The organism is Gemmatimonadota bacterium, from assembly GCA_016712265.1.
Classification (GTDB): domain Bacteria; phylum Gemmatimonadota; class Gemmatimonadetes; order Gemmatimonadales; family Gemmatimonadaceae; genus RBC101.
Genome location: JADJRJ010000030.1, coordinates 239,669 through 264,767 on the forward strand (window position 1 = coordinate 239,669; position 25,099 = coordinate 264,767).

The window sequence follows — 25,099 nt, forward strand, 5'->3', positions numbered from 1 at the left end:
CCTGACGCGGGGTGGAGCAGCCTGGTAGCTCGTCGGGCTCATAACCCGAAGGTCGCGGGTTCAAATCCCGCCCCCGCTATGGCAGTACCATGAACGCGGCCCCCCAAAGGGTCGCGTTTGTGTTTGTCAGCTCACGCCGTCCAGGCCCGAGAGGATGAACACGGTCCGCGTGCCCACGAGCAGATGCGGCAGCCCGGAGGCGCCGAGTTTTCGCACCTCGTTGGCGAGGGTTGAGTCGGCGGTCTCCACGGCCACACCGATCATGGCGGGCGAGGGGCCCGAGGCTGCCCAGTACTCGTAGTTCAGGGTGTAGTCGTCCCGGGTGAACGCGAACCCCGCCGGCAGGAAACTCTGCAAGCCCGAGGGGATCATCCCCGATGGCGCCTCGCCAGGAAAGGCACCGCGATCGGTCTGGTGCGACAAGAGCGCATCCCGGACTACCCGCACATCCGCCACGGCGGCCCGTGATTGCGCGCGCTTGCGGACCTCCCACATGCGCGGTACGGCGATACGCGTGATGATGCCGATCACGGTGAGCACGACCAGCAGCTCAATGTAGGAGAACCCTCGTCGTGGCCTCATCGGAGTGTGGTGCGAAGGATGGTGGAGGCATCGTCGCTCTGGATAGCTGGCGCGATCGAGGAGTCATAGGTCAACACTACCGTGCCGACTTGCAGCTGCAACACGTAGTCCTTGGTGCCGAGCGCGCGAAGGACCATGTGGGGTTCGCTGACGTTCGCATCAAGGAGCGTGGCCGGGACGCGGCCGTGACGCGAGGCAAAGGCGTCAATGCGCCGAGCGGCAAGGTTCAAGGCGAGGCGACCGCTCGCGAGGCGGTATGCCAGCGGGGGCGGGGCCCGATGGGGCTCGGGTGGGGAGCGGGGCGAACCAGGCGGCACCGCACAAGGCGACGACGATGGCAACGAAAATCGGGCGGCGGACGCGGTCGCGGAGGCGCTGCCGGGCGGCCGCTTCGGTGTCTTGACGCTTCTCCTCCCGCTTTTCCTCCATGAACTCTTCAACCAAACCCGACACGACGCCGTCCGGTGGCTGCCGCGCATGGGGCGGCCGGTTGGTTTGGGTTCTGGCGAGTGGTATGGACATGATAGGGCTCCTCCCCTTCATTCTCGGCAGCTTCCGTCAAAAACCCGACTCTCCATCGGCACAGGGCTAGGCTCCGCGCCCCAGTCCCGCTATGCTTCCTCCTCGCTTTCAGAGCGAAATCGGCTGGGTAGCTCAGGTGGTTAGAGCACGGCACTCATAATGCCGGGGTCGCCGGTTCGAATCCGGCCCCAGCTATTTTCTTGCCCTCGCGCGAAGGGGTGGTCATTTCGGTGGCACGCACCGCCCGTTGGTACGTTCGCGGTTTTATGGTGTCGGCGCTTTCGCTCAGCGCCGCATGCGGGGGGGACCCCCCGACCAACACAGCTGGGGTCGCCAGGGTCGAGGTCAGTCCGGCTTCTGCCTCCCTCAAGCTCGGCGAGAGCCGCGGCCTCACCGCCCTGACTTACAATGCCAAGGGCGCCATCATCTCGGTGCCGGTAACCTGGGCATCCAGCGCGCCCACGCTTATCTCCGTGGCGTCAACCGGGGTGGCCACTGCCGTCGCCGCCGGAACGGCGACAATCTCGGCGACAGCCGGCGGAAAAAATGCCCAAGTCATCCTGACTGCGGAGCGGCCGAGAGTCGCCCGAGTGGTCCTGGGTGCTGGGCTTCCTGATGAGGTGCTCGTGGGGGCGTCCATCAGCTACCGGGCGAGCCCACTCGACGCCGAAGGGACGGAGGCTCTGGGCTGGGCCCCGGTGTGGACGGTCAGTGACTCTTCGGTCGCGCGGATCGACCAGACGGGACTCCTCCGAGCGGTGGGTGCCGGGGTCACGAATGTGCGCGTGCAGCTGGACACGGCGACCCTCACGACGTCGTTGAGGGTCCGCGGGTCGCTCGACTTGCGCGTGACCGAGCTGGTAGCAGCACAGGTCATCCAGAACGACTCCGGGACGGTCCCGATGATTCGCGGCGGGCTCCCGGTCCTCCTGAGTGCATTTGTTGCGGCAGACGCCCCCCTGGCCCCTCTGGCGTGGCTGCGGGCGAGCTGTGCGGACGAGGTGGGGGTCGAGCAGTGGAAGGACAGTGTCCGCCTCGAGTCGCCGCTCGACGCCGTTCCTCGCACGGGGAGCCCGGCGGCCCAGTGGCTGGTGCCCAATGCGCGCATCGGCACGGGACTTACGTGTCACGTCGTTGCTGACCCGGACGCCCGGGTGCCCGATCCCGACCGGGGCAACAACAGGTTCCCTCGCCTGGGCGGTCGTGGTTTCACTGTCACGGAGGTCCCACCACTGGACATCACCTTCATCCCGATCGTGCTCGGTGCGGACGGCGGGGTGATCGGCAACGTGACTGCCGCGAATGTTGAGCAGTACTTGATCACGACCCGCCAGGTCCTGCCCCTTGGGCAGGTCAACGCGCGTGTTGGGGCACCGTTCACCACGAATGTCGCGTTCGGTGGGGGGCAGGACGCCGCATGGCGGTCGATCCTGCGCGAGGTGGAGGCCAAGCGCCAGCTCGACGGCTATCGCGGCCACTACTACGGAGTCATCCGGCCCGGCGCAGGGATCACCTTCGTTCAGTTCAGCGGCTTCGGATTCATCAGCGGGCGCACGGCGGTTTCGGTGCAGGTGGGGTGGTTCAATCGTGAGTCGGCGGCGCGGGAGACCGTGGCCCACGAGCTCGGGCACAACTTCGGGCGCCCGCACGCGCCGTGCGGCGGGCCGGCCAACCCGGACCCCGGATATCCATTTCCCGAGGCGGAGATCGGGGTGGCGGGCTGGGACGCGTGGAGTGCGTCGACCGGGGGGCGCGGAGAATACCAATCGCCCGCGACAAGGGACTTGATGAGCTATTGCCGTCCACTGTGGATCAGCGAGTACAACTATCGAAAGATGATGGAGGGCCGGAGCGTCCTGTCGTCAGCCGGTGGGGGGACGGGGGACCGTGCCGTGCTTGTGCGTGGTGAATTGGGCGAATCGCCGCGGCTGGACGCACCATTTCTCGTCGAGGCCGGTGACCCATCAGCGACTGTGCGGGGGCGAGGCGTGCGTGTTGAGGTATTGGGTGCCGACGGCGCGGTCGTTGCGTCCGGCTGGTTGCCGGTGCTCGAGGCGGATCACGGAGGCGCTGAGAGCGTGGTGGGGCGCATCGCGGTGCCGGCGCACGCCAACGTCGCTGCGGTACGGCTGCACGGGGTACGGCGGACGGTGACGCGGTCGCTCGATACCGCTCCCACGCCGCGCCTGACGTTGCGCCCTGGTGCTGATGGGGAGGTCGCGGTCAGCTGGGACGCCTCGCGGGTCGCCGAGGTGTTGCTGCGTGACGCCGCGACGGGTGAGGTGCTGGCATTCGCGCGGGGTGGACACGGCGTGTTGCGGACGCGTACCTCGCAGCTGCAGGCGCGGTTCAGCAACGGCGACACCCGTCTGGTGCGGCGGTGACTGCGTCCGTCGTCGAGGTCATTCTCGTCAATGACCGCGATGAAGAGGTCGGTCGCTGCGAGAAGCTGGCCGCTCACGAACAGGGCCTGCTCCATCGGGCGGTGTCCGTATTCGTCTTTGATGCGGATGGGCGGTGGCTCATCCAGCAGCGCGCCGACGGCAAGTACCACAGCGGTGGGCTGTGGTCCAACGCGGCATGCACGCACCCCCGTGCCGGGGAATCCCTGGAGGCGGCGGTGCGGCGCGCGGCCCGAGAGGAACTGGGGGCGGAGCTGGCCGACGTGACACGCGCCTTCCCGTTGGTCTACCACGCGGCAGTCGGGAACGGACTGGTCGAGCACGAATTCGACCACGTGTTCACGGCGCGGCTGGCAGGCCCGCTTGCGCCCGTCGCGGCGGAGGTGTCGGGGGTTGCGTGGCAGCCGCTTGATGCGCTGCAGCTCGCCGTGGAGGCTGACCCCGCCGCCTATACGCCGTGGTTTCGCCTGTTGTTGCCCCTCGTGATCGACCACCGGGCAGCGCGTGTTCTGCCCGGTGGTCCGTTGACGACCTAACGAATCGTCGCGCCGGCCCGGTAGTAGTCGCCGAGGAGGTGCTCGGCGAAGTACTCCATGAGCATCCGGTTGAAGTAGGGCTGCATGTCGCCGAAGCCGTGCGGCTTGCCCGGCAGGATCATCATGTCGAACCGCTTGTTTGCCTTGATCAGCGCCTCGACGAGCCGGATCGTCCCGCCCGGGTGCACGTTATTGTCCATGTCGCCGTGCACCAGGAGGAGACGTCCCTTCAGGTTACCGGCGAGTTCGGCGTTGGTCGGCACCTTGATCTCGAAGCGCGTGCTGTCACCGGCTGGCTGGACGTCGCTCACCGGAGAACGTCCGGACGCTGCGGTGGCCGTCCGTCGGCGCGCGCTATCCGCGCGCACGGGGACCTCGCGGAGCCCATGGTACTGCTCGCTCCAGTTCTGGTTGTAGATGTTGTTGTCGTGGTTGCCGGCAGACGACACGCCGACCTTGAAGAAGTCATTGTAGGGGGGCAGCAAGAGCGCGGCCCCGGTGAGGAAACCGCCGCCGGAGTGGCCGAAAATCCCCACGCGATCGATGTCGATGAAGGAATGCCGCGCGGCGAGCTGCTCGATGCCCGCCTTCTTGTCGGCGAGGGCGTAGTCCCGGAGGTTGAAGTACGAGTAGTTCTGGTAGGCGTTGGAGCGCAGCGGGTTGCCGCCGCGGTTGCCGATCTGGATGACAATGAAGCCGAGCTGCGCGAGTTGCTGCTGCGTTCCCCCGGCGTTGAATCCCACGTTGACCTGTTCCGTCTGCGGGCCGGGGTAGATGCTGGCGATGATTGGGTACTTGCGCGTGGAGTCAAAGTCGAACGGCTTCCACATGTTGCCGTAGATGTCCGTGGTGCCGTCTGCGGCCTTGACGAGGAAGGGGGTCGGCGCCCGCCAGCCCATCGCCTTGAGCTGGGCGAGGTCCATCGACTCCAGTTCCATGACCTGGCGTCCCATGGCGTCGCGCACGAGGGCCTTCGGCGGGAGGTCGGGCCGCGAGGCATTGTCCACGAAGTAGCGACGCGTGGGCAGCATGATGGCCTGGTGGTCGGCGTCCCCGGCGTCGAGGAGGGCGAGCCCCGTCCCGTCGGCATTCACGCGGTAGAGGTGCCGCTGGTACACGTTCTCACCAGCCTCGCGTCCCACCCCGCTGATGAAAATGACGCCACCCGTGGTATCGATCTGGGCGACCTGGTCGGCGCGCCAGGCGCCCGAGGTCAGGGGCTTCTTGTACGTCCCGTTGTGGTCATACAGGTAGTAGTGGCCCCAGCCGGACCGTTCAGACCACCAGATGATGTCGCCGCCGGTCTTGGTGTACCGCGGCGCTTGTTGCTCCAGGTTGGCGTTGTCGACCGATTCCGTGATCAGGGTCTTGATCGTACCTGAGGCCAGGTCGACCTCGATGAGTTCGAGATTGCGCTGCAGGCGATCGCGTCGCACGAGGCGCAAGCGGTCCGAGCCTGACGGCCAATGCTGGAAGAAGAGGCGCTGATCGCGCCACTTGCCCACGGCGACCGCCTTCACCGCCGTTTCGCCGCGTCGGTACTGGTAGAGCTCCTGTTGCGCCACATCCGCTTCCCCCGGCATGGCATAGCTGTAGGAAACCAGGGCGGGGCGCGGGGTCGCCAGCGCATTCACCAGGTAGAGCTCCTTCACCTTGCGGGCGTCATTCCGCGTGATCACAAAGGCCCGACTGTCCGGCGACCACGTGACGTTGGCGCGCACCCGCGGGTCCCGATTGCGGCCCTGGCCGCCCTGCGTTTGGGTGGAGTCGTCTTGCTGCTGCGTCTGCGTGGTGTCCCGGAACCCAAAGGAACGGTTCTTCTCTCCGTCGGTGGAGATCTTCAGGGTGTCGGTGCGTCCCTTCTCGACCAGATACAGGTTGTGGTCACGCGCGAAGACGAAGGCCGAGCTGTCGGGGGACCAATTACGGAAATCGCCTTGCTGGTTGCCGAACTGCCCGCCACCGCCACCGCCACCGCCGCCCTGTCCGCCGCCTCCCTCGCTCCGCTCTTCATCTGGTGGGAGCGAATCTCCGCGTGGTGGACGTCCCAGGGCGCGCAGCGCTTCCCCGGCGAGGGACCACTCGTACCGCACGGTGTCCACCGTGAAGCGGATCGCCTTGTGGTCCTTGGTGAAATTGAGTGTCGTGAAGGGGAGCCGGTTCGGCTCATAGGGCTTCTTGTGGGCCGTGGCCAGCGCCGCGGCGAGCTTGACGTGGTCGAACAACGGCTGCTTCACCTTGGTCGGCGGGAACACCAGCATGAAGCGGGTGCCTGCCTCGTCGCGCCAGTTGTACCACAGGGAGTCGGTCTTGCCGACAAACCGGGCCGCGACTGCGGTGCTGTAGGTCACCCGTCGCATCGCCTCCGGGTTGAACTTCTCGGCAAGTTCCCAGTTCGCACGCACGCGGGCGGGAGCCGGCGCCATCGGCGACGTCTGGCCGGACAGGATGGCGGGAGCGACGAAGAGGAGGGCAGCGAGTGGCGTGGAGCGCATGAGGGACCGAGTGTTCGAGGGAGTAGACCCTGGGCCCCGGCCGTTGCCGAGGCGCGTCAATGGTGCGGCTACGAGATGATGCCGCCGCCGGGAAGCACGATATGCGGCAGGTTCTTCAGCAGCTGGTTCAACTTCGAGATCCGGGTGTTGACGATCGTGTTGAGCTGTTGCTGCGTGTCGCTGGTCTCCTTCACGAGCTCTCCCTGGCGGTCGACCTGGGCGTCCGTCGGTCGTGAGATGCCGCGGGAGACGGATCCGGACAGGGACTGCACCTCCTGGAGGAGCCGCGGATACTGCCGGTAGCCGAGCCCCTGGATCGGGCGCGTGATCCTGGTGTCGCGGAACTCACGCAACTCCTTCAGTGACGTCTCGGCCTCATTCAGCGCCTCCCTTTCGTTCGGCGCGTTGCGCTTGATGTTGTCGATCAACCCCGTGAGCTGGTTCATCAGGTTGTTTGTCCGATTCAGGATCCCCGAGACGTTGTTCGACAGGTCGGCCAGCGACATTGCGGCGTCGCGCTGGGCCACGAGGTCGGCCGTGGTCACGGTGGCGCGCGGGTCGAGTTCGACACGCACGGGCTTCGTGACCTCCTTCCCGCCGGCCACGAGGGTCACGGTATAGTCACCAGGGAGCACCTGAGGCCCACCGCCAAAGCCAAACCGGCGTGCCTGCGCCGCGAATTCGGCGGGGATGCCGTCCATGCCGTCGCCCCCGCCGGGAAGGTCGTAGCGCAAATCCCAGGTCGTGGTGTTGACGCCCGCCAAGGCGGGGATGCGCCGGATGTTGCGGACGACCTTTCCGGTATTGTCCTTGATGACGAGGCGAGCGTCTGGGGTCGGTGCCTTGAGATGGTACGACAGGACGGCCCCAGTCGGTGGGTTCTCTGCGCTGAAGTACTTCTGCCCGACGTTGGCCTCGAGCCTCCACGTCACCCAGCGCGTGGCGGGTTCGGGATCGAACATCGCGACGTCGGTGTTCATCGCCTGCCCAAGCTGCTGGAGGATGGCGAGGTCATCGAAGACGTAGAGCCCGCGCCCATGCGTCGCGATGATGAGATCGTTGTCGCGAGCGTGAACCAGCAGGTCGCGCACCGGGGCCGCCGAGAGGCCATTGCGGAGGTTGTGCCACCGCTTGCCCTGGTCCCACGACGCGAAGACGCCAAATTCGGTGCCCAGATAGAGCAGGTTCGCGTTCTTCGGGTCCTGACGCACGACGTGGACCCATCCGCGGCCGGGGAGGTTCCCCGTGATCCGAGTCCAGGTCTGCCCGTAGTCGGTCGTCATGTAGGCGTACGGTGTGTAGTCACCGGTCTGCCAGTGCGAGGCGGCGACAAAGGCGGTGCCTTCCGCGTGTGGTGACGCGTCGATCGTCGAGATCCACGCGGCTGCCGGCAGGTCGCGGATGTTGCGGACCGTGTTCGTCCACGTCTTGCCGCCGTCGCGAGTGACCTGGATGTTGCCGTCGTCGGAACCGGCCCAGATCACGTTGCTGTTCTTCGGCGACGGCGCGATCGTCAGCAGCGTGGAGTGAAACTCGGCCGCCGTGTTGTCCGGGACCACCGGGCCCCCGGAGAGACGCTGCTTGCTCTTGTCGTTCGTGGTGAGGTCGCCGGAGATCTGCGTCCACGTCTGCCCGTAGTTGGTCGTCTTGAAGATGACGTTTCCGCCGAAGTAGACCGTCTTCGAGTCCTTGGGATCGAGCACGATCGGCGCGTTCCAGTTGAAGCGGAACTTGTGGTGCGCCAGGGAGTCGCCGGCGGAGCCGGTGCGATACGGGTACGGGTGAATGGAGCGTTGTTCGCCCGTGCGCATGTCCGTGAGGACAATGCCGCCACCCTGCGACGCCGAGTAGACCAACCACGGCTTCTCGAGGTCGGGGACGGCGTGAAACCCGTCGCCACCGCTTACGGTCACCCAGTCTCGCTTGCGAATGCCTTCGGTGAGGGTGCGCGAGGGGCCACACCAGTGGCCGTTGTCCTGCAGCCCGCCACAGATGTTATACGGCTTCTCGTTGTCGAGGTTGATATGGTAGAACTGGGAGAACGCCACCGTGTTTTCCACCTCCCAGGTGCGTCCGCCGTCATAGGAACGCTGCCACCCGCCGTCGGAACCCTCGAGGATGTAATTGGGGTCGGTGGGGTCGATCCACATCGCTTGGTGGTCGCCGTGGATGTCGGCCCGGATGCTGGCGAAGGTGCGGCCGCCGTCTTCGGACTTGTAGAGGGATCCGGACAATGTCCAGACGATGTTCGGATTTTTCGGGTCAACGCGGACGTCGGCGTAGTAGAAGGGGCGGAAGTTGATGTTGGGGTCGCGGCTGACCGTGCGCCACGTCTTGCCGGCATCGTCCGTGCGCCACAACTCACCCTCGGTCTTCGTCTCCGAAATCATATAGACGATGTTCGGGTCGGCGCGATGCACGGAGACACCTACGCGGTCCATGTCGCCCTCGGGAAGCCCGCGGCCGTTCCCCTTGCCGCTGAGCTTCTCCCAGGTCTCGCCACCGTCGATCGACTTGTAGATGCCCGTCTCACCGCCACCGGAGGTGAAGTACCACGGATAGCGCTGGTGTCGATGCATCCCGGCCCAGACGATCTCGGAGTTGGTGGGGTCGATGTCGACGTCCGAACAGCCGGTGAGGTTGTCCTTGTACAGGATCTTTTTCCACGTCTTGCCGCCGTCGACGGTCTTGAAGAGGCCGCGCTCGTCGGAGGGACCCCACGTAGCGCCGAGGGCGCAGACGTACACGATGTTCGGATCGTACGGGTCGATCCGCATCCGAGGGATCTTCTCGGTGTTCTCAAGTCCGATCTTGCGCCAACTGCGCCCGCCGTCCACCGACTTGTAGACACCGTTCCCGACAGAGGCCGAGTTGCGAGGGTTCCCCTCGCCGGTGCCGAGGTAGAGGATGTTCTTGTTGGACGGCGAGACGACCAGGTCGCCCATCGATGCGTTGTCCTTGTCGTCGAACAATTGCTCGAAGGTCACGCCACCATTGGTGGTCTTGATCAGCCCTCCGGCCGCGGCGCCGACGTAGTAGGTCGAGCGATCGCCGGGGATGCCGACGATGAGCGGGATGCGTCCTGCCTGGTTTGCCGGGCCGATGGAGCGCCACTGGACGCGACGGATCGCCTCAAGTTCGGGGGTGCCGTTCAGCGGGGCGGTTGCGGCGACCGCGCGCGTCTGGGCGAGGCTGGGGGTGGCGACACCGCAGACGACGGCGAGCGACAGTGCCGCTACAGCACGCGAGGGGGAGATCGGACGCATGAGGATGGGGTGGTGTGGTGCTGGAATAATGGGCGCCGGGGCACGCGAGCGTCAGGCGACCCATGTCGGCAATACGGTCGATTCTGCGATGTCGTTGGGGGGAAACACAACCGGCCGGACTCGCGAGGAGCCCGGCCGGTCGAGGGAACAGGAACTGGCACTCAGGGGATCGTGACGGTCTTGGTGATCGCGTTCGTCAGACCGCCAGCGTCTGTCGCCGTCAGCGTGACGTCGAAGGTGTTGGGATACCCCGAAACCGCCTTCAGGTACTGGATCGGATTGCCCGTCTTGCTCGGGCGGCCGCCGGTGGCGGTCCACGCAAAGGTCAGGTTGCCCAGGCCGTTGTCGTCGGTCGAGCTCGAGGCATTGAGGACGCACTTCACCCCCGCCGTGCAAGTGATGGTGAAGTCCGCGACCGGCGGCATGTTCCCTCCGCTGGCCGGCGGAATGACAACTGCCTTCGTGACACTGCTCGTCAGTCCACCGGCATCGGTCACCGTCAAGGTCAGGTTGAAAGTGTTCTTTGACGGGTTGCCCGCGTTGTAGTTGTAGGTCGCCGGATTCGCTGTCTTCGCCGGGCGGCCTACGTTGTTTGCCCAGGCGAACGTGAGGTTGCCGAAGCCACCGTCATCCGTGGAGGGGCTGGCGTTGGCGATGCAGTTCACGCCAGCCGTGCAAGTGACGGTGAAGTCCGCCGTCGGGGGCTGGTTGCCGCCACCGCCGCCGCCGATGAACTGGATGTTGAGGAGGCGATTCGGGCTGCCGGCACCCGGGTTGGTGATCTTGTTAACGGTGGCGCCGGCGAGCAGCGCGGCCTTCACCTGGCCGGGGGTGTCGCCGGGGTTCGCGGCACGGTAGAGCGCGGCCGCTCCGGCAACGTGGGGGGAAGCCATCGAGGTACCGGAGAGCGTCGCCGTCGCACTGTTGCTGCCGATGTAGTCCGAGACGATGTTGTTACCGGGCGCGAAGATGTCCGTGCAGGTGCCGAAGTTGGAGAAACTCGCGCGTGCATCCGTGATCGTCGAGGCGTTCACCGAGATCGCGGAGTCTGCGCTGGCCGGCGAGAAACTGCAGGCGTCGGCGCTGCTGTTGCCGGAGGCGACCGCGAGCACCACGCCGGCGATCACGAGGTTATTCGACGCGGTGTTGAGCGCCGCGCTGAACGAACCACCAAGGGACATGTTGGCGACGGCCGGCTGGATCTTGTTTGCGGCGACCCAGTTGATCCCGTTGATGACCTGCGTGTTCGTACCGGAACCGGAGCAGTTCAGCACGCGAACCGGGTGGAACGTGACGCCCTTGGCAACGCCGTAGGTGGTGCCGCCGATCGTTCCCGACACGTGCGTGCCGTGACCATGGCAGTCGTTCGCCGTCCCGCCGCTGGTGATCGCGTCGAACCCATTGCTCATGCGCCCGGCAAAGTCGTTGTGCGTGAGCAGGATGCCCGTGTCGATGGTGTACACGTGCACACCGGCCGCGGTCGACGGGTAGGTGTAGCTGTTGTCGAGGGGCAGGTTCGCCTGGTCGATCCGGTCCAGGCCCCAGGACGGCGTCGGGCTCTGCGTCGCGGTGATGCTGACGCGGCCGTTCGGCTCAACAAACTTGACCCGAGCATCGGCGCGGATTGCCCGGAGCTGCTCGGCCGTGGCGCGTACGGCATACCCACGCAGGGCCTTGTCCCACGTTGCCATCACCTCGGCACCCGAGGTCACCGACGCCCCCATCACATCACCCACGTTGTCGTTGAGTACCACGATGTACTCACCGGGGACCACCTGTGAGGTCAGGTCTCCGTTCGACTCCACATACGGCGCCAGTCGGGTCGGACCCGACGGCGAGTTCGCGTCAGAACACGCGACGACGGCCAATGCCGCCAGGGACCACAATCCAGTTTGCTTCACCGCGTCACCCTCCTCAGGGCTGAGAGAACGCCGAGCCTAACGCGGGCCCGGCCACCACACCAATGCGCGCGACGAACGTAAGAAATTCCAATGCGTCTGTCCACTAGGACTTTCCCCAGCCTGCGATTTCGTTGGCGTCATGTGCACTTTCCCCCGCAAGATTTGTCATCTACGTCACAGAGTAGGTCAGAATGACGTAACTGACAGGAACATTAAGTTGTCAGACTGGCCGATGTACGCAGTGTGTACAACTCGGTCGCGGACGCCGATACTCGCAGGGGACTCGCACCGACTGCATGCTCCGAGACTTCTTTCGACGGCTCGCTCCCACGCCGCCGGCGTCGCCGCCGTCGCGTCCCAATACGACGTCGGCACCGGTCGCTCCGACGCTCCTCGACCCGCCTGCGCGAACGACGACACTGCCAGATCGTGAGGTCGGTGACGTGAATGCGTGGCTCGCCCTGGAGGTGAACCATCGGATCGCGGCGGTTCGTGAGACGCTCGCTCGACAGGACCGCGAGGGCGATGCTCCCGCCTTTCTCGATGGACTGGCCGCCGGATTCGACGCCGTCGTTCGACAGCCGCCACTCGCGGCTCAGCGCGCCCTGTCCGTGTCGAGGGATCCGCGTGCATCGGCGTCCCAGCTGGTCTCCCTGGTCGAGACGGACCCCGGGCTGAGTCAGGGGCTGCTCCGCTACGCCAACTCCGCGTTTTATGCAGGCGCCGGCGGGCGCGTGGTCTCGCTCATGAACGCCGTCAATCGGGTGGGCACAAGCGGCGTCCACAATGTGGTGTTGCGCACCATGGTTGACGGCTTGCTCTGCCGGCCAGGCGGACACTTCCAGTCATGGGTGGACATGACCTGGGAGCACATGGTGCGGGTCGCCCCGATCGCCAGGGACCTGTCCAAGCCGTTCGGCGTCAGCCCCGACGAGGCCTACCTCCTTGGCTTGCTACACGACGTGGGAAAGTTGGTCATTTTCGACCGGCTGGGAGAATTGCGGCGCCAATTGCGGCGTGAGGTTCGCCTGCCGCCCGCGATGACCTCCCTCCTGCTGCAGTTCCTCCACGAGACCCTCGGCGGGCTCGCAGCGCTCCAATGGGGGCTTGGCGCGCAGGTCGCGCATGCCATCGCGACCCATCGACGCTCACCAGTGCCGGAGATGCTCGATTCCCGGTGCGAACTGATCTACGTCGCTGAGCGGCTCGACCTGTGGCGCATACGCCCCGAAGCGGTGGAGGAATCCGCACCGCTTGCCGACTGGTGGCGGGATGGGGCCCTGAACGCGCCCCTCGAGCCGGTGGAGCGCCTGGTGGCGAACCTGCCCGAGGCTGCAGCGACGGGGGCGGGGGACTGACCCGCACTACCAGCAGGCGTCGGGCGCTCCTATAGTACTCGCTCCAACCGGAGCCCCGACGCATGACGCGCACACGCAAGCCGACCCCTGTCACTTCAGACAACCCCATCATCGTGGGCCCGCGCGCGCCGGCGGATCGCCTGTATCGGGCGGCCACGGAGTGCGTGCGTCAGCGGCAGCGGTATGCGGCCTTGGTCGACTCCGGCACCGCCGAAGACGAGCAGGACTCCGCCCTCGAGCTGGCGAGCACTTGCGACACCCTTCTCCTCGCGGCGATCAGCGCCTACGAGGGGGCGCCGAGCGTGGGGGTGGCCAAGGAAGAGGAGTGGTACCGCAAGGCCGTGATGCTCTGGCAAGCCAGCCGCGAATATCAGCGCCGTCACAGCGGGGTCGACCTGAAGTCGCGCCGCATCTCGGCGCACTCGGCCGAGCAGCTGAAGGACCTGGCGATGGAGTACGACCTGGAGGCCAGCGCGCTCCTGGCGTTGCAGCACGCCGTCGCCGCGTATCGAAAGTGCGTCCCCGAGGCGCACATCGAGGCAACCTCGAGCCGCTTGCACTGACGGGACCCGGTAGGGGGGGTGGCGCGTTAGGTGCGTGACCCCTCCCTCCGCCGATGTCTCACCTCCTGCAGGTTTCGCAACGCCTCCCCCATGCGGTGGAGCAGGTGTTCGACTTTTTCTCGCGCGCGGAGAACCTCGCCGCCATCACCCCGCCTTCGCTGGGGTTTGAGATCCTGACTCCACTGCCGGTGGACATGCGGGCTGGTGCTCGCATCGACTACCGGATTCGACTCCATGGCATGCCGATGAAGTGGCGGACCCGAATCGCGGAGTGGAACCCCCCGCTGGGGTTCGTGGATGTGCAAGAGCGGGGGCCGTACGCCCTCTGGGAGCACAGTCACCGCTTCCGCTCGGACGGTCCGGATGCGACCGTGATGGACGATGAGGTCCGCTATGAACTTCCGTTCGGGGCGCTCGGCTCGCTCGCCCTTCCGCTCGTGCGCCGGCAGCTCCGGGGCATTTTCGAGTATCGCAGGGCCGCCGTGGAGGGGCTGTTCCGCGACAAGTACGGTTCGCGTTAACGGAGTGCGTCCCGGCCGGTCGAAGGGGAATGCGGGGTACAGCACGCCGGAACAACGCTTCGTCCCAGCCGTCACGCGCGATTTGCTGCAGCGGGTGACGATACCGGGGGACGGGAACGCGTCGATCACGAGGGCCACCCGGGAGGTGCGTTGGACGGCGTAGTCGAATTCTTCCTGAAATACCGTCCGGCCGCATTCGCCCGCGGGACGCTGGGGTTTTCCCCACCGGTTCCGATGTGGCTGGTGTGGTTGGCTGTTGCCGCCGCACTCGCGTTCGCGGTGGCACACTACAGTCGCTCCACGGAACTGGCCCGACGGGACCGTCTTGCGCTGGGGGGACTCCGTCTCCTCGCGGTCGGCGCGTTGGCCTTTGCCTTGGCGCGTCCGGTGCTGGTCATCGCCGAATCCGTCGCCCAGCGGAACATCGTGGCGGTGCTGGTGGACGACTCCCGGAGCATGGGGATTACCGATCTCCCCGGAGGCAGGTCGCGCTCGGCGGCGGTCACCTCGCTGGTGGGGACGGTGGACTCTGCGCTCCTCAAGGCGCTGCAGCCGCGCTACCAGACGCGCGTGTATCGCGTTTCGACGGCGGGAAAGGTCGGGGACGCCAACAGCATTCCGTTTACAGGCCCGCGGACGCGGCTGCTGACGGCACTGCTCCGCGTACAGGACGAGCTGGCGGGCGCCCCCCTCGCGGGGATCGTCGTGCTCTCCGATGGCGCCGACAACTCCGCGTCCGGTGGAGGGCCCGGGTCGACCGGGATCACGGAACAGATGCTGTCCCTGCGGTCGCGTGGGGTGCCGGTGTACAGCGTTGGCGTGGGTACGCCGCGGTTTGACAAGGACGCGGAGGTGACGCGGATCGACGCGCCGCGCAGCGTGCTGAAGAACTCCACCGTGCTGGTGAATGTGGTGATTTCGCACCGGGGGCTCGGTGGGACGCGCATTCCGGTCGTGGTGGAGGACTCCGGGCGGATCATCGGGTCCGTCACCGTTGAGCTGCCGCGCAACGGCGAAGCGGTCCAAGCCCGCATTCGGATTCCGGCCACCGAGCAGGGCGCCCGGTTGCTGCGCGTGCACGTACCCGTCCAGGCCGGTGAGTTGGTGCGTGAGAACAACGAGCGGCACACCCTGTTGGTCGTGCGCGATCGTCGCGAGAAGATCCTCTACATGGAAGGTGAGCCGCGCTTCGAGCTGAAGTTCGCGCAGCGAGCCGTCGAAGGGGACGAGAACGTCCAGTTGGTGACGTTGCTGCGCTCGGCCAAGGACAAGTTCCTGCGCATCGGGGTTGACGACTCGACCGAGCTTGTCGGAGGCTTTCCGCGGACGCGCGAGGAGTTATTCAGCTATCGTGGGATCGTTCTTGGCAGCATCGAGGCCTCGTTCTTCAGCGCCGACCAGCTGCGGATGCTCTCGGACTTTGTCTCTGAAAGGGGTGGGGGGCTGATGTTCCTCGGCGGCCGATCCGCGTACGCCGAAGGCGGGTACGCCGGGACCCCGCTTTCCGACGCGTTTCCCTACGAGCTGACGGCGGCCGCCCCGGACACCCTGGTGCGGGAGGTCCACGCGGTGCTGACCCCGGCGGGGGCGTTGCACCCAGCGCTGCAGGTCGGCGGGACGGACTCTTCGACGGCCGCGCGGTGGGCGTCGCTTCCTCCGCTGACCTCGGTCAATGCGGTGGTTCGGGCGAAGCCGGGGGCGACGGTGTTGCTGAACGGGACCGTGGGCGAGGGGCCGGCCACGCGGCCGATGGTGGCGGTGCAGCGATTTGGCCGTGGCCGCGTGCTCGGGCTCGGGGTGCAGGACACCTGGCTCTGGCAAATGCACGCGACCATTCCGCTCGCGGACTCGACGCACGAGGTGTTGTGGCGGCAGATGCTGCGCTGGTTGGTCGCCGACGTCCCCGATCGGGTGGAAGTCAGCGCGCCCGAGGAATCGGGGCCGGGCGAGGCCGTGCCACTGCAGGCGACGGTCGCCGACAAGTCGTACATGCGGGTGAACGGGGCCACGGTGGCCGGCGAGGCCACGGCGGGTTCGGCCACCTCGGTCCTGCGCCTTGATTGGGTGCCCGATCGCGATGGCGAATACACAGGGTCGTTTGTCCCCGCAGGCCCGGGGGTACATGCGGTGCAGCTGGAGGCAATGGCGCGGGGCGACACCGCGGAAAGCCGGACTGGCTACGTCCGCGTTGCTGAGCCTACCGATGAGTTCTTTGGTGCCGAGCTTCGCACGGCGTTGCTCCGGCAGGTGGCGGAGGAAACGGGCGGCGGCTACTACCCACCGGAGGATGCAGTCCGCATTGCCGAGGACATTGTGTATAGCCCCGCCGGGTCGACCGTGGTGAAGAAGAACGACCTGTGGGACATGCCGCTGGTGCTGCTGACCCTGCTGCTCGCGTTAGGCGGGGAGTGGGTGCTGCGCCGCCGCCGTGGGCTCGCCTGATGCGTTGGCTCCTCGGGACGGTGTTGGCGGCGAGCCTGGCGCAGGCTCAGGGTCCACGCACCACGCTGGTGGTCGTGGCCGGTGTGGGGGGCGAGGCGAGGTTCTCCCAGGCGTTTCGCAGCATGACGCAGTCCATGGTGGGCGCGGCCCGAACCCGGTTCGCCCTGCCGGATTCGCAGGTCTGGGCGTTCACCGAGGACTCGACCATTGGGCGCGGACGCTCGACCAAGGCGAATGTGGAGGGGGCGCTCACGCGCATCGTCAGCGCCGGGCGTGCCGGCGACCGTCTCGTCGTGATCTTGTTTGGACATGGCAATGCCCAGGCGGATGTGACCCGGTTCAACCTCCCGGGGCCGGACATGACGGTGGGGGATTTCGCGCGCGTCCTCGATGGGTATGTGGGGAGCCTCGCCTTTATCAATACGGCAAGCTCCAGTGGGGAGTTCGTCAAGGCGTTGAGCGGTCCGCGTCGCATCGTGATCACGGCGACGAAGAGCGCGCGCGAGCAGAACGAGACGTTCTTTCCCGGCTTCTTTGTGAAGGCGCTGGCCGAGGCGGCGGGCGACACCGACAAGGACGGCCGGGTGTCCCTTCTGGAAGCGTTTACCTACGCGCGCCAGGAAGTCGAGCGCAAGTTCGAGCTCGCCAACCAACTGGCCAGTGAGCACCCCCAGCTGGATGACGACGGCGACGGGACCGGCCGTGGCGATGCCTCGGACAACGCCGCGGATGGCAAGGTGGCGCGGACCTTCTTTCTGGAGCCGCTCGGTGGGGCGGCGGTGGCGAACGACCCCCGCGCGGCCCGCCTGATCGAGGAGCGACGCACGCTGGAATCGCGCATCGATTCGCTCCGGTCGCGGCGCAGCGCCATGAACGAGGCGTCCTACCAGAAAGCGCTGGAACCCCTGCTGATTGAGCTGGCCGAAAAGACGCGCGCCTTGCGGGCGCTGGAGGTGCGAAAGCCATGAGCTGGCGTCGAGCGGTCTCCGGGCTCGGGGTCGTCGCGGTCCTGGTCATGCCAGTTGCCGCGTGCGGGCAGGAGCGTGCGCCGCAGAGTGCGGCCCAGCTCTATCGCGCCGGCCAGTACGTCGAGGCGATCCGGGCGGCGGAGTCGGCGGTGGCGTCGGACTCGTCGCACCCGGCGTCCGTTGTCCTGGTTCGGGCGTTGTCAGAGGTCGGGCGATGGCAGGATGCGACGTTGGTCGGAGAGCGCCTCCAGGGCCGGTCTCCGCTCGTTGGTGCGGCACTGGCCCTCGAAGTCGGGCGTGCGCACCGTGCCCTGGGCAATGACAAGGCGGCGGGGGAGTGGTTCATCCGCGCGCTCGGCGGGCGCGACTCCCTGATGGCGCGATACGAGTTGGCGCAACTGGTGTTTGATGCGGGCCGTCACGACGACGCCATGCGCGTCTTCGACGGGTTCATTGACGTGTACAACAGTCACCGACCTCAGCTGACGGCGAACGACCTGCGTGCGGTGGCGCTGTCGGTTCGCATGCTCGGCCGGCGCGACCCGCAGATGTTCAAGGATGCGTTGCGCGCCTTTGACCAGGCGATCGCGGCCGATACGATGGAACTCGAGGGGCGCTTGCAGCTGGCGGAGATGCAGCTGGAGAAGTTCACCTTCGATGACGCCCTGCAATCGCTCAATGCGATCCTCGCTGTAAATCCCAACCACCCGCGCGCCCTGCTGGTGATGGCGCGACTGGACGCGGCCGAAGGCCGATCGACCGGGCCGGCTCGGGTAGCAAAGAGCCTTGAGGTCAATGCCGTGTCTCCCGAGGCGCACGCCATGGTGGCGATGCAACTCGTGGATATCGAGCGGTACGCCGATGCGGTGAGCGCCGCGCAGAAGGGGCTTGTGGCGGATAGCGGCGCCCCCGCACCGTGGATCGCGATCGCGGCGGCGCGGCTGTTGGCAGGGGACGAAGCGGCGCACGGTGCGGCGCTCGCCAGGGCGCGGAAGCGCCTGCCGGGCTCGGCGCGCGCCGAAGTGATGCTCGCCGATGTCATGGCGCGGAACCGACTGTACGCGCAGGCCGCGGCGTTCGCACGTCAAGGGGTGGAACGCGACTCGTTGTCCGCTCGCGCGCATTCGCTGCTCGGCATCAACGAGATGCGGACCGGCCGTGTCGCCGAGGGGCAGGCCCACCTGACGCGGTCGTTCGCGCTTGACCCGTATGACGTGTGGGCGCACAACACCCTCAACCTGCTCGACACGTTCAAGGACTACACCGAGATCAAGACGCCGCGGTTCGTGGTCCTCGTGGAGACCAAGGATGCTCCGCTGCTTGAGATCTTTGCCGCTCCGCTCGTTGAGGAGGCGTACGATTCGCTGGCCGCGCGGTATGGTTTTCGGCCGTCTCCCCCCGTGCGCGTGGAGATGTTCCGCAGCAGCGCGGACTTCTCCGTCCGCGCCGTTGGCCTCGGCGGGCTTGGGGCGTTGGGCGTGAGTTTTGGGAACGTTGTGGCGATGGATTCCCCGGCCGCGCGGCCGGTCGGCGAGTTCAACTGGGGCTCCACGCTCTGGCACGAGCTGACGCACACCTTCACCCTGGGCGCGACCGGGAATCGAGTGCCCCGGTGGGTCTCCGAGGGACTGTCGGTCTACGAGGAGCGACGGGCGCGGGCGGGGTGGGGAGCGGATATCACGCCGAGCCTCGTCGCCGCGTGGAAGGCGAAGAAGCTCAATCCGGTGTCGCAGCTCAATAATGGGTTCGTCCGTCCGCGATTTCCGGAGGAGATCGGGTTGTCGTATGCCCTGGCCTCGTACGTATGCGAGATGCTCGAGGCTGAGTACGGGCTGACGGGTATCCGCACCTTCCTCCAGGCATTCCGGGACGGGAAGACGGCGAATCAGGCGTTCGAGCAGGTGGCTCGCGTGGGGATCGAGGCATTCGACCAGCGGTTTGATGACTGGTTCCGGAAGCGGTTCGCCAGCGAGTTCAAGGCGGTGGATTACGTCGTGGCCGGTGAGGGCCGGGAGCAAGTCGTGAAGTGGGAAGGGCCCTTGTTTACCGCGGTGCGGAGCGCGGCGACCGCCATGGCCGGACAACAGTGGGACGAGGCGATCCGCTTGCTCGACGGGGCGAAGGCCATGTTTCCCGCGTGGGCCGATGAGGGGAGCCCGTACCACCTGCTGAGCGAGGTGTACCTCAAGCGCGGCGACACGACGGCGGCGATTCGGGAGTTGGCCGCCATCACCAGCCGCAGTGAGACGGCGTTCCAGGAGAACCTTCAGCTGGCACGGCTCCTCCGCGCACGTGGCGATGTCCTGGGGGCGGTGGCGGCGATGGAGCGGACCATGTGGATGACGCCGTTCGACGGTGCCGTGCACGATTCGCTGGCCGTGCTCGCGACCGCGAACCGGATGCACGGCTCGGCGATCCGTGCCCGTCGCGCCTTGGTCGCGCTGCGTCCGACGGATCGGGCCGAGGCGTTGTACCAACTGGCGCGCGCGTATGCGGATGGTGGCGAGGTGGCCGCGGCGCGACGCGAGGTGCTCCGCGCGCTGGATCTGGCCCCGAACTTCGAGAAGGCGCAGGAACTGCTCCTGTCGCTTCGCACCCCGGAGGGCGCGCGATGAAGACGCGATGGAAACTCGCCGTGTGCCTGGCGGCGCTGATCCCGGTGTTGGCAGTCGGCGCGCAACGTGGCTTTGGTCGTCGCGGCCGGTCGCCGGGGATGACGCCCAACGAAAATGTGACGTACGACGGCAAGTACACCTTTGTGCGTGTACGGTTTGAACCTCTCGGTGGCGGGTGGGACCTCAAGTGGGACCACGACTATCCACGCGCCGAAAACCACTTCATGAAGATCCTGTCCGAGCTGACCACGATCGGCCCGCACCTGGATGGCAGCAATATCCTCACGTTCGAGGATCCGGAGATCTTCAAGTACCCCGCCGCGTACGTGTCCGAGCCGGGGTACTGGACCATGAATGAAACGGAGTTGGCCGGGGTGCGCGATTACGTGCACAAGGGCGGCTTCTTGATTTTTGACGACTTCACGGGCGATCACTGGTACAACTTCGAGGCCAAGTGGCGTGAGGCGTTCCCGAACCTCAGGTTGCAGGAACTCACACTGGCCCACCCGATTTTCGATTCGTTTTACCGGATCGAATCGTTGCAGATGCAGCATCCGCAGAACGGGGCGCCGGCCACCTTTGTTGGCGCCTACGAGGACAACGATCCCACCAAGCGATTGGTGATGATCGCGAACTACAACAACGACATCGGCGACTACATGGAGTTCTCCGATGAGGGCTTCCTGCCGGTGGCCCTGACCAACGAAGCCTACAAGCTGGCCGTCAACTACGTCATGTACGCCATGACGCACTAACCGGGGAGACGCGTGACAACATCGGCACACGAAGGGATGGCGCTCGAGGCGCCGGACGATATTGCGCTGGCCGATCGCCTGCGCGATGGGCGCGCGGCGGTGATTGGCGAGCTGCGCAAGCTGATCGTCGGGCAAGAGGCGGTGATCGAGCAGGCACTGACGGCGTTATTCGCCGGCGGCAATTGCCTGATCGTCGGCGTCCCGGGGCTGGCGAAGACGCTCCTGATCCACACCCTGGCCCAGGTGTTGGACCTGAAGTTCTCGCGGATCCAGTTCACGCCGGATCTGATGCCGAGCGACATCACCGGCACCGACATCATCCAGGAAGACCCGGAGACGGGGCGTCGGCGGATGGCGTTCGTGCCGGGACCAGTCTTCTCGAACATCGTGCTCGCGGATGAGATCAACCGGACCCCGCCCAAGACGCAGTCGGCCATGCTCGAGGCGATGCAGGAACATCGTGTCACGGTACAGGGACGTACCTACACGTTGGAGGAACCCTTCTTCGTCTTCGCAACGCAAAACCCGATCGAGCTCGAGGGAACGTATCCGCTCCCCGAGGCGCAGCTCGACCGGTTCATGTTCCAGGTGGTGATCGAGTACCTGAGCGAGAACGAGGAGCTGCAGGTCGTCCAGAGCACGACGTCCATCCAGTCGCACAAGTTCGCGCACGCGATCACGGGCAAGGACATCGTCGCTTTCCAGAAACTGGTGCGACGCGTACCGGTCGCGGAATCCGTGGCACGGTTTGCCGTGCACCTGGTGCGTGCGACCCGTCCGAGCTCGCCGACCGCCCCGGACTTCATCAAGCAGTGGTTGAACTACGGGGCCTCGGTGCGTGCGGCGCAGTATCTCGTGCTGGGCGGCAAAGCCCGGGCGCTGATGCAGGGCCGGTACCACGTGTCGTTCGAGGACATCATCGCGCTCGCGCCACCCGTGCTCCGGCACCGGTTGCTCCCGAACTTCCATGCGCAGGCGGAGCGGATCACGACGGACCACATCATCGAGAAGCTCGTGGCGGCGGTCCCGCGGCCGACGGCGAGGCTGTGAGGGTGAGATGAAACGGCAACGGCGCAGCACGGGCAGCACGGGAGGTCAGGGCGGCACGCGTCAGGTCGCGCTGGTCGACGCGCGTGCCACCCGTGCCGCTCGTGCTCCTCGTGCTTCATCTGTTCCGGTGTCAACATGACGTCCCCCGTCCGCACCCTCCCTGGCTCCCAGTTCATCGACCCAAACGTCCTTGGCCGCATCGGGGACCTGGAGTTGATCGCGCGCTGGGTGGTGGAGGGGTTTATCTCGGGGCTCCATCGGTCGCCCCACCTGGGGTTCTCGACCGACTTCGCCGAACACCGGCAGTACGTGCCTGGGGATGACATCCGGCACATTGACTGGCGGGTGTACGCCCGTACCGAGCGGTACTACCTCAAGACGTTTGAGGCGGACACCAACACGAACTTCGTCGTGCTGCTTGACGTGTCGGCGTCGATGGGATTCAAGCATGAGCGGTTGAGCAAGCTGGAGTACGCCAAGATCCTGGCGGCGTGCCTGCTGTATTTCTCGCATCGACAGCGCGACCGGGTTGGGCTCGTCACGTTCGACGACCAGTTGCGCGACGTCGTGCCGGCCTCGGCGCGCCATCTGCAGCAATGCCTGCATGGGTTGGAGCGGGCGGTTCCCCTGGGCAAGGGCGACCTGTCGCGACCACTCTCGCTGATCGCCGAGCAGCAGCGGCGGCGCGGGATGTATCTCCTCCTGTCGGACCTTTATGAGCCGCCGGACAAGGTCATAGATGCCCTCGCTGCGTTGCGTGACGCCGGGCATGACGTGATGTGCATGCAGGTGCTGGACTCCGCCGAGCGGACCTTCCCGTGGGAGGATGTCACCACCTTTCGCGACGTGGAGAGCGGCGTCCGTGTGCCCGTGGTTCCCGGGAAATTGCGGCAGGAGTACCTCGCCGCAATCCAATCGCACGTGGCGACGCTCGAGAAGCGGTTGGGAGAACACCGGGTGGACTACACCCTGGTGGACACCTCGCAGCCGCTGGATCGGGTGTTGTTTGAGTACCTCTTGCGGCGCGAACGCATGCGCACCGTGCGCTGATGCCCTTTGCCCTGCTCGCCCCGATCTTCATCGCCGCGATGGCGGCGGTGGTGGTCCCGCTCCTGGTGCACCTGGTGCACAAGGAGAAGCGGGAAGCGATCGCGTTTCCCTCGCTGATGTTCCTGCGAAAGACGCCCTATCCGTTCAGTGCGCGTCAACGCGTTCGCGACTGGTTGCTCTTCCTGGCGCGCTGCGCCGTTATTGCGCTGGCGGCGTTCGCCTTCGCGCGCCCCGTGTTCGCGCGGCGGCCGGCGGCCGGGGCCGCGCAAGATGGCGGGACCGAGGTCGTCGTGTTGCTTGATCGCTCGTTTTCCATGAAGTACGGCACGCGTTGGGCCCGGGCACGCGAAGAGGCCGGCAAGGTCATCGCCGGACTGGGTCGGGCCGATCGGTTGACGCTCATTCCCTACGATCGACGTGCATCCGCTGTGAACGAGGCGACGGCGAATGCCCAGCAGCTCCGGGCGGCGCTCGATTCCATCGTGACCACCGACGAGGGCACACGCCTGGCGCCTGCGGTCACGCTGGCCTCGGGCATCCTGAGCGCGACGGAGCTGCCGCAGCGCAAGCTGGTCGTGATCTCTGACCTGCAGCGGACCGGTTGGGACCTGACGGACGAGGTCACGATCCCGGTGGGAACCGAAGTGGTTCCGGTGGATGTGTCCGGCACGGTGGTCGACCATGCCGTCCGGGCCGTCGACGTGCGGCGAGACCCGGGGGGCGATGCGTCCCGCGTCGTGGTGAGCGCCCGGCTGGCGCGGCTCGGCGCGGCGGAGCGTGCGGTGACGGTGCGGCTGGAAGTCGGCGGGCGGGAGGTCGCGCGTACCACCGTGGACCTGCCAGGTGATGGTGGGGCGAGCGTGGCGTTTCCGCCGATTCCGGTGCCAACCCGGCCGACGCCGGCTCGCGTCGTGATTGGTGGGGATGAACTGCCCGGAGACGACACCTTTCATTTCCTGTTGTCGCGACCGCCGACGCTTCCCGTGCTGGTCGTGGAACACCGCGACGCGCAGCCAGAGCGCGGCGTGTTTCTCGCGCGTGCCCTGGAGATTGGTGATGCCCCGGCCTTTGACGCCACCGTGCGACGGAGTGATCGCGTGACGGCCGCCGACCTCTCGAACGCGAAGGTGGTCATCCTCGCGGATGCCGGGGTGCCCGCGGGGGTAGGTGGGGCGCGCTTGGTGTCGTTCGTGCGGGACGGGGGTGGCCTGATAACCGCGTTAGGCGAGCGCACCTCGGATCGCAGCTGGCCGACGGAGGCGCGTGTGCTGGTTCCCGGTCGGATCACCCAGCCGACAGATCGATTGGGACAACGCGGGGCGGTGCTGGGATCCGTGGATCGCGGCCATTCTGCCCTGGCGGTATTTGGTGGTGCCAGGTCCGGCGACCTCTCCGCCGCCCGCTTCTTTCGATACCGTGCGATTGATACGACGGACGGAGTGCTGGCTCGGTTCGACGACGGCGGGGTCGCCCTCACGGAGCACGCGGTCGGCGCGGGGCGCGTGCTGACCTGGGCCTCCGGTCTGGATGGCTACTGGAACGACCTGCCGAGGCAGCCCGTTTTCCTGCCGTTCGTGCACCAGCTTGTCCGATACGCGGCGAACTACCACGATCGCCGCCGGGCCTATGCCGTGGGTGAGGCCATCGCTCCGCGCGACTTGTCTGGTAGGTCGGAGGGGGCGACGCGATGGGCGGTGAAGGCGCCCTCCGGCCAGCGGTTGGCTGTCGGCGGGGACGGAGCGCTTCCGACGCTGGAACTGCGCGAGGCCGGGATCTTCGAGGTGCGTCCCTCCGGGAGCCCAGGCGCGGAGCCCATCCTCGTCGCGGCCAACGTCGCGCCCGCCGAACTCGACTTCGCCACGTTTGATCCCCTGCGGCTCGTGACGGCGCTGACGCCGGCGGCCGTGTCGGCGGATGAATCCGCGGATCCCACGGTTGCCTTGAGTGAGCGCGAGCAGCGACAATCCGTGTGGTGGTACGTGCTGGCGGTGGCCGCGGTGATCCTTGCAGTGGAAGGTGTCCTGGCGCGGCGGGCGAGCGTCAATCGATTGGAACCCGTCTAGGAGGGTGTCC

At 66.7% G+C, this 25,099-nt stretch carries 17 protein-coding genes and 2 tRNA genes; 14 read left to right on the forward strand and 5 right to left on the reverse strand.

Annotated features, from left to right (window positions below; translation table 11 throughout):
• The first annotated feature begins 5 nt into the window (after nucleotides 1–5).
• Nucleotides 6–79: transfer RNA gene (locus tag IPK85_16315), tRNA-Met, on the forward strand.
• Between the two features lie 47 nt (nucleotides 80–126).
• Here IPK85_16315 and IPK85_16320 read toward each other — a convergent pair.
• Together IPK85_16320 and IPK85_16325 are read right to left on the reverse strand one after the other, a co-directional pair.
• Complete coding sequence (locus IPK85_16320) at nucleotides 127–582, reverse strand: prepilin-type N-terminal cleavage/methylation domain-containing protein (protein MBK8248944.1); 456 nt, start codon at nucleotides 580–582, stop codon at nucleotides 127–129.
• Nucleotides 579–812, reverse strand: a complete 234-nt coding sequence (locus tag IPK85_16325) for a hypothetical protein (protein MBK8248945.1) — start codon at nucleotides 810–812, stop codon at nucleotides 579–581. Before IPK85_16325 ends, IPK85_16320 begins: the two co-directional genes overlap by 4 nt.
• Before the next feature lie 413 nt (nucleotides 813–1,225).
• Between IPK85_16325 and IPK85_16330 the strand changes: the two genes are divergently transcribed.
• From IPK85_16330 to idi, 3 genes are all read left to right on the forward strand, one after another.
• A tRNA-Met gene (locus tag IPK85_16330) sits at nucleotides 1,226–1,299 on the forward strand.
• Nucleotides 1,300–1,370: 71 nt separating this feature from the next.
• Nucleotides 1,371–3,488 (forward strand): Ig-like domain-containing protein, encoded by a 2,118-nt coding sequence (locus tag IPK85_16335; protein ID MBK8248946.1) that lies wholly within the window; start codon nucleotides 1,371–1,373, stop codon nucleotides 3,486–3,488.
• On the forward strand, nucleotides 3,485–4,042 hold the full coding sequence (idi, locus tag IPK85_16340; protein MBK8248947.1) for an isopentenyl-diphosphate Delta-isomerase: 558 nt from the start codon (nucleotides 3,485–3,487) through the stop codon (nucleotides 4,040–4,042). Before IPK85_16335 ends, idi begins: the two co-directional genes overlap by 4 nt.
• Here idi and IPK85_16345 read toward each other — a convergent pair.
• The 3 genes from IPK85_16345 to IPK85_16355 all read right to left on the reverse strand — a co-directional run bounded on the left by IPK85_16345 (nucleotide 4,039) and on the right by IPK85_16355 (nucleotide 11,527).
• A complete protein-coding gene (locus IPK85_16345; GenBank protein ID MBK8248948.1) occupies nucleotides 4,039–6,537 on the reverse strand; it encodes a S9 family peptidase in 2,499 nt (832 codons plus the stop codon). The two genes, idi and IPK85_16345, sit on opposite strands and share 4 nt — an antisense overlap.
• A gap of 68 nt (nucleotides 6,538–6,605) precedes the next feature.
• Nucleotides 6,606–9,803 (reverse strand): hypothetical protein, encoded by a 3,198-nt coding sequence (locus IPK85_16350; protein ID MBK8248949.1) that lies wholly within the window; start codon nucleotides 9,801–9,803, stop codon nucleotides 6,606–6,608.
• Between the two features lie 161 nt (nucleotides 9,804–9,964).
• The gene (locus IPK85_16355) at nucleotides 9,965–11,527 is read right to left on the reverse strand and encodes a S8 family peptidase (protein MBK8248950.1); all 1,563 of its coding nucleotides are present in this window, start codon (nucleotides 11,525–11,527) and stop codon (nucleotides 9,965–9,967) included.
• A 473-nt stretch (nucleotides 11,528–12,000) separates the two neighbouring features.
• On the opposite strand from IPK85_16355, the gene IPK85_16360 reads away from it, so the two are divergent.
• The 10 genes from IPK85_16360 to IPK85_16405 all read left to right on the forward strand — a co-directional run bounded on the left by IPK85_16360 (nucleotide 12,001) and on the right by IPK85_16405 (nucleotide 25,089).
• Entirely contained in the window at nucleotides 12,001–13,062 is a 1,062-nt protein-coding gene (locus IPK85_16360) for an HDOD domain-containing protein (protein MBK8248951.1), read from the forward strand.
• A gap of 62 nt (nucleotides 13,063–13,124) precedes the next feature.
• Nucleotides 13,125–13,625 (forward strand): hypothetical protein, encoded by a 501-nt coding sequence (locus tag IPK85_16365; protein ID MBK8248952.1) that lies wholly within the window; start codon nucleotides 13,125–13,127, stop codon nucleotides 13,623–13,625.
• A 53-nt stretch (nucleotides 13,626–13,678) separates the two neighbouring features.
• Nucleotides 13,679–14,146, forward strand: a complete 468-nt coding sequence (locus tag IPK85_16370; GenBank protein MBK8248953.1) for an SRPBCC family protein — start codon at nucleotides 13,679–13,681, stop codon at nucleotides 14,144–14,146.
• Between the two features lie 150 nt (nucleotides 14,147–14,296).
• Entirely contained in the window at nucleotides 14,297–16,588 is a 2,292-nt protein-coding gene (locus tag IPK85_16375; GenBank protein MBK8248954.1) for a hypothetical protein, read from the forward strand.
• A complete protein-coding gene (locus tag IPK85_16380) occupies nucleotides 16,588–17,556 on the forward strand; it encodes a hypothetical protein (protein MBK8248955.1) in 969 nt (322 codons plus the stop codon). The genes IPK85_16375 and IPK85_16380 overlap by 1 nt, the downstream gene beginning before the upstream one ends.
• A complete protein-coding gene (locus tag IPK85_16385; protein MBK8248956.1) occupies nucleotides 17,553–20,171 on the forward strand; it encodes a tetratricopeptide repeat protein in 2,619 nt (872 codons plus the stop codon). The genes IPK85_16380 and IPK85_16385 overlap by 4 nt, the downstream gene beginning before the upstream one ends.
• On the forward strand, nucleotides 20,168–20,926 hold the full coding sequence (locus tag IPK85_16390; protein ID MBK8248957.1) for a DUF4159 domain-containing protein: 759 nt from the start codon (nucleotides 20,168–20,170) through the stop codon (nucleotides 20,924–20,926). The genes IPK85_16385 and IPK85_16390 overlap by 4 nt, the downstream gene beginning before the upstream one ends.
• Before the next feature lie 36 nt (nucleotides 20,927–20,962).
• Entirely contained in the window at nucleotides 20,963–21,976 is a 1,014-nt protein-coding gene (locus IPK85_16395) for a MoxR family ATPase (protein ID MBK8248958.1), read from the forward strand.
• Nucleotides 21,977–22,111: 135 nt separating this feature from the next.
• Nucleotides 22,112–23,026: a DUF58 domain-containing protein gene (locus IPK85_16400; GenBank protein MBK8248959.1), complete on the forward strand. Its 915-nt coding sequence runs from the start codon at nucleotides 22,112–22,114 to the stop codon at nucleotides 23,024–23,026.
• The gene (locus tag IPK85_16405; GenBank protein MBK8248960.1) at nucleotides 23,026–25,089 is read left to right on the forward strand and encodes a BatA and WFA domain-containing protein; all 2,064 of its coding nucleotides are present in this window, start codon (nucleotides 23,026–23,028) and stop codon (nucleotides 25,087–25,089) included. Before IPK85_16400 ends, IPK85_16405 begins: the two co-directional genes overlap by 1 nt.
• Nucleotides 25,090–25,099: the final 10 nt, after the last annotated feature.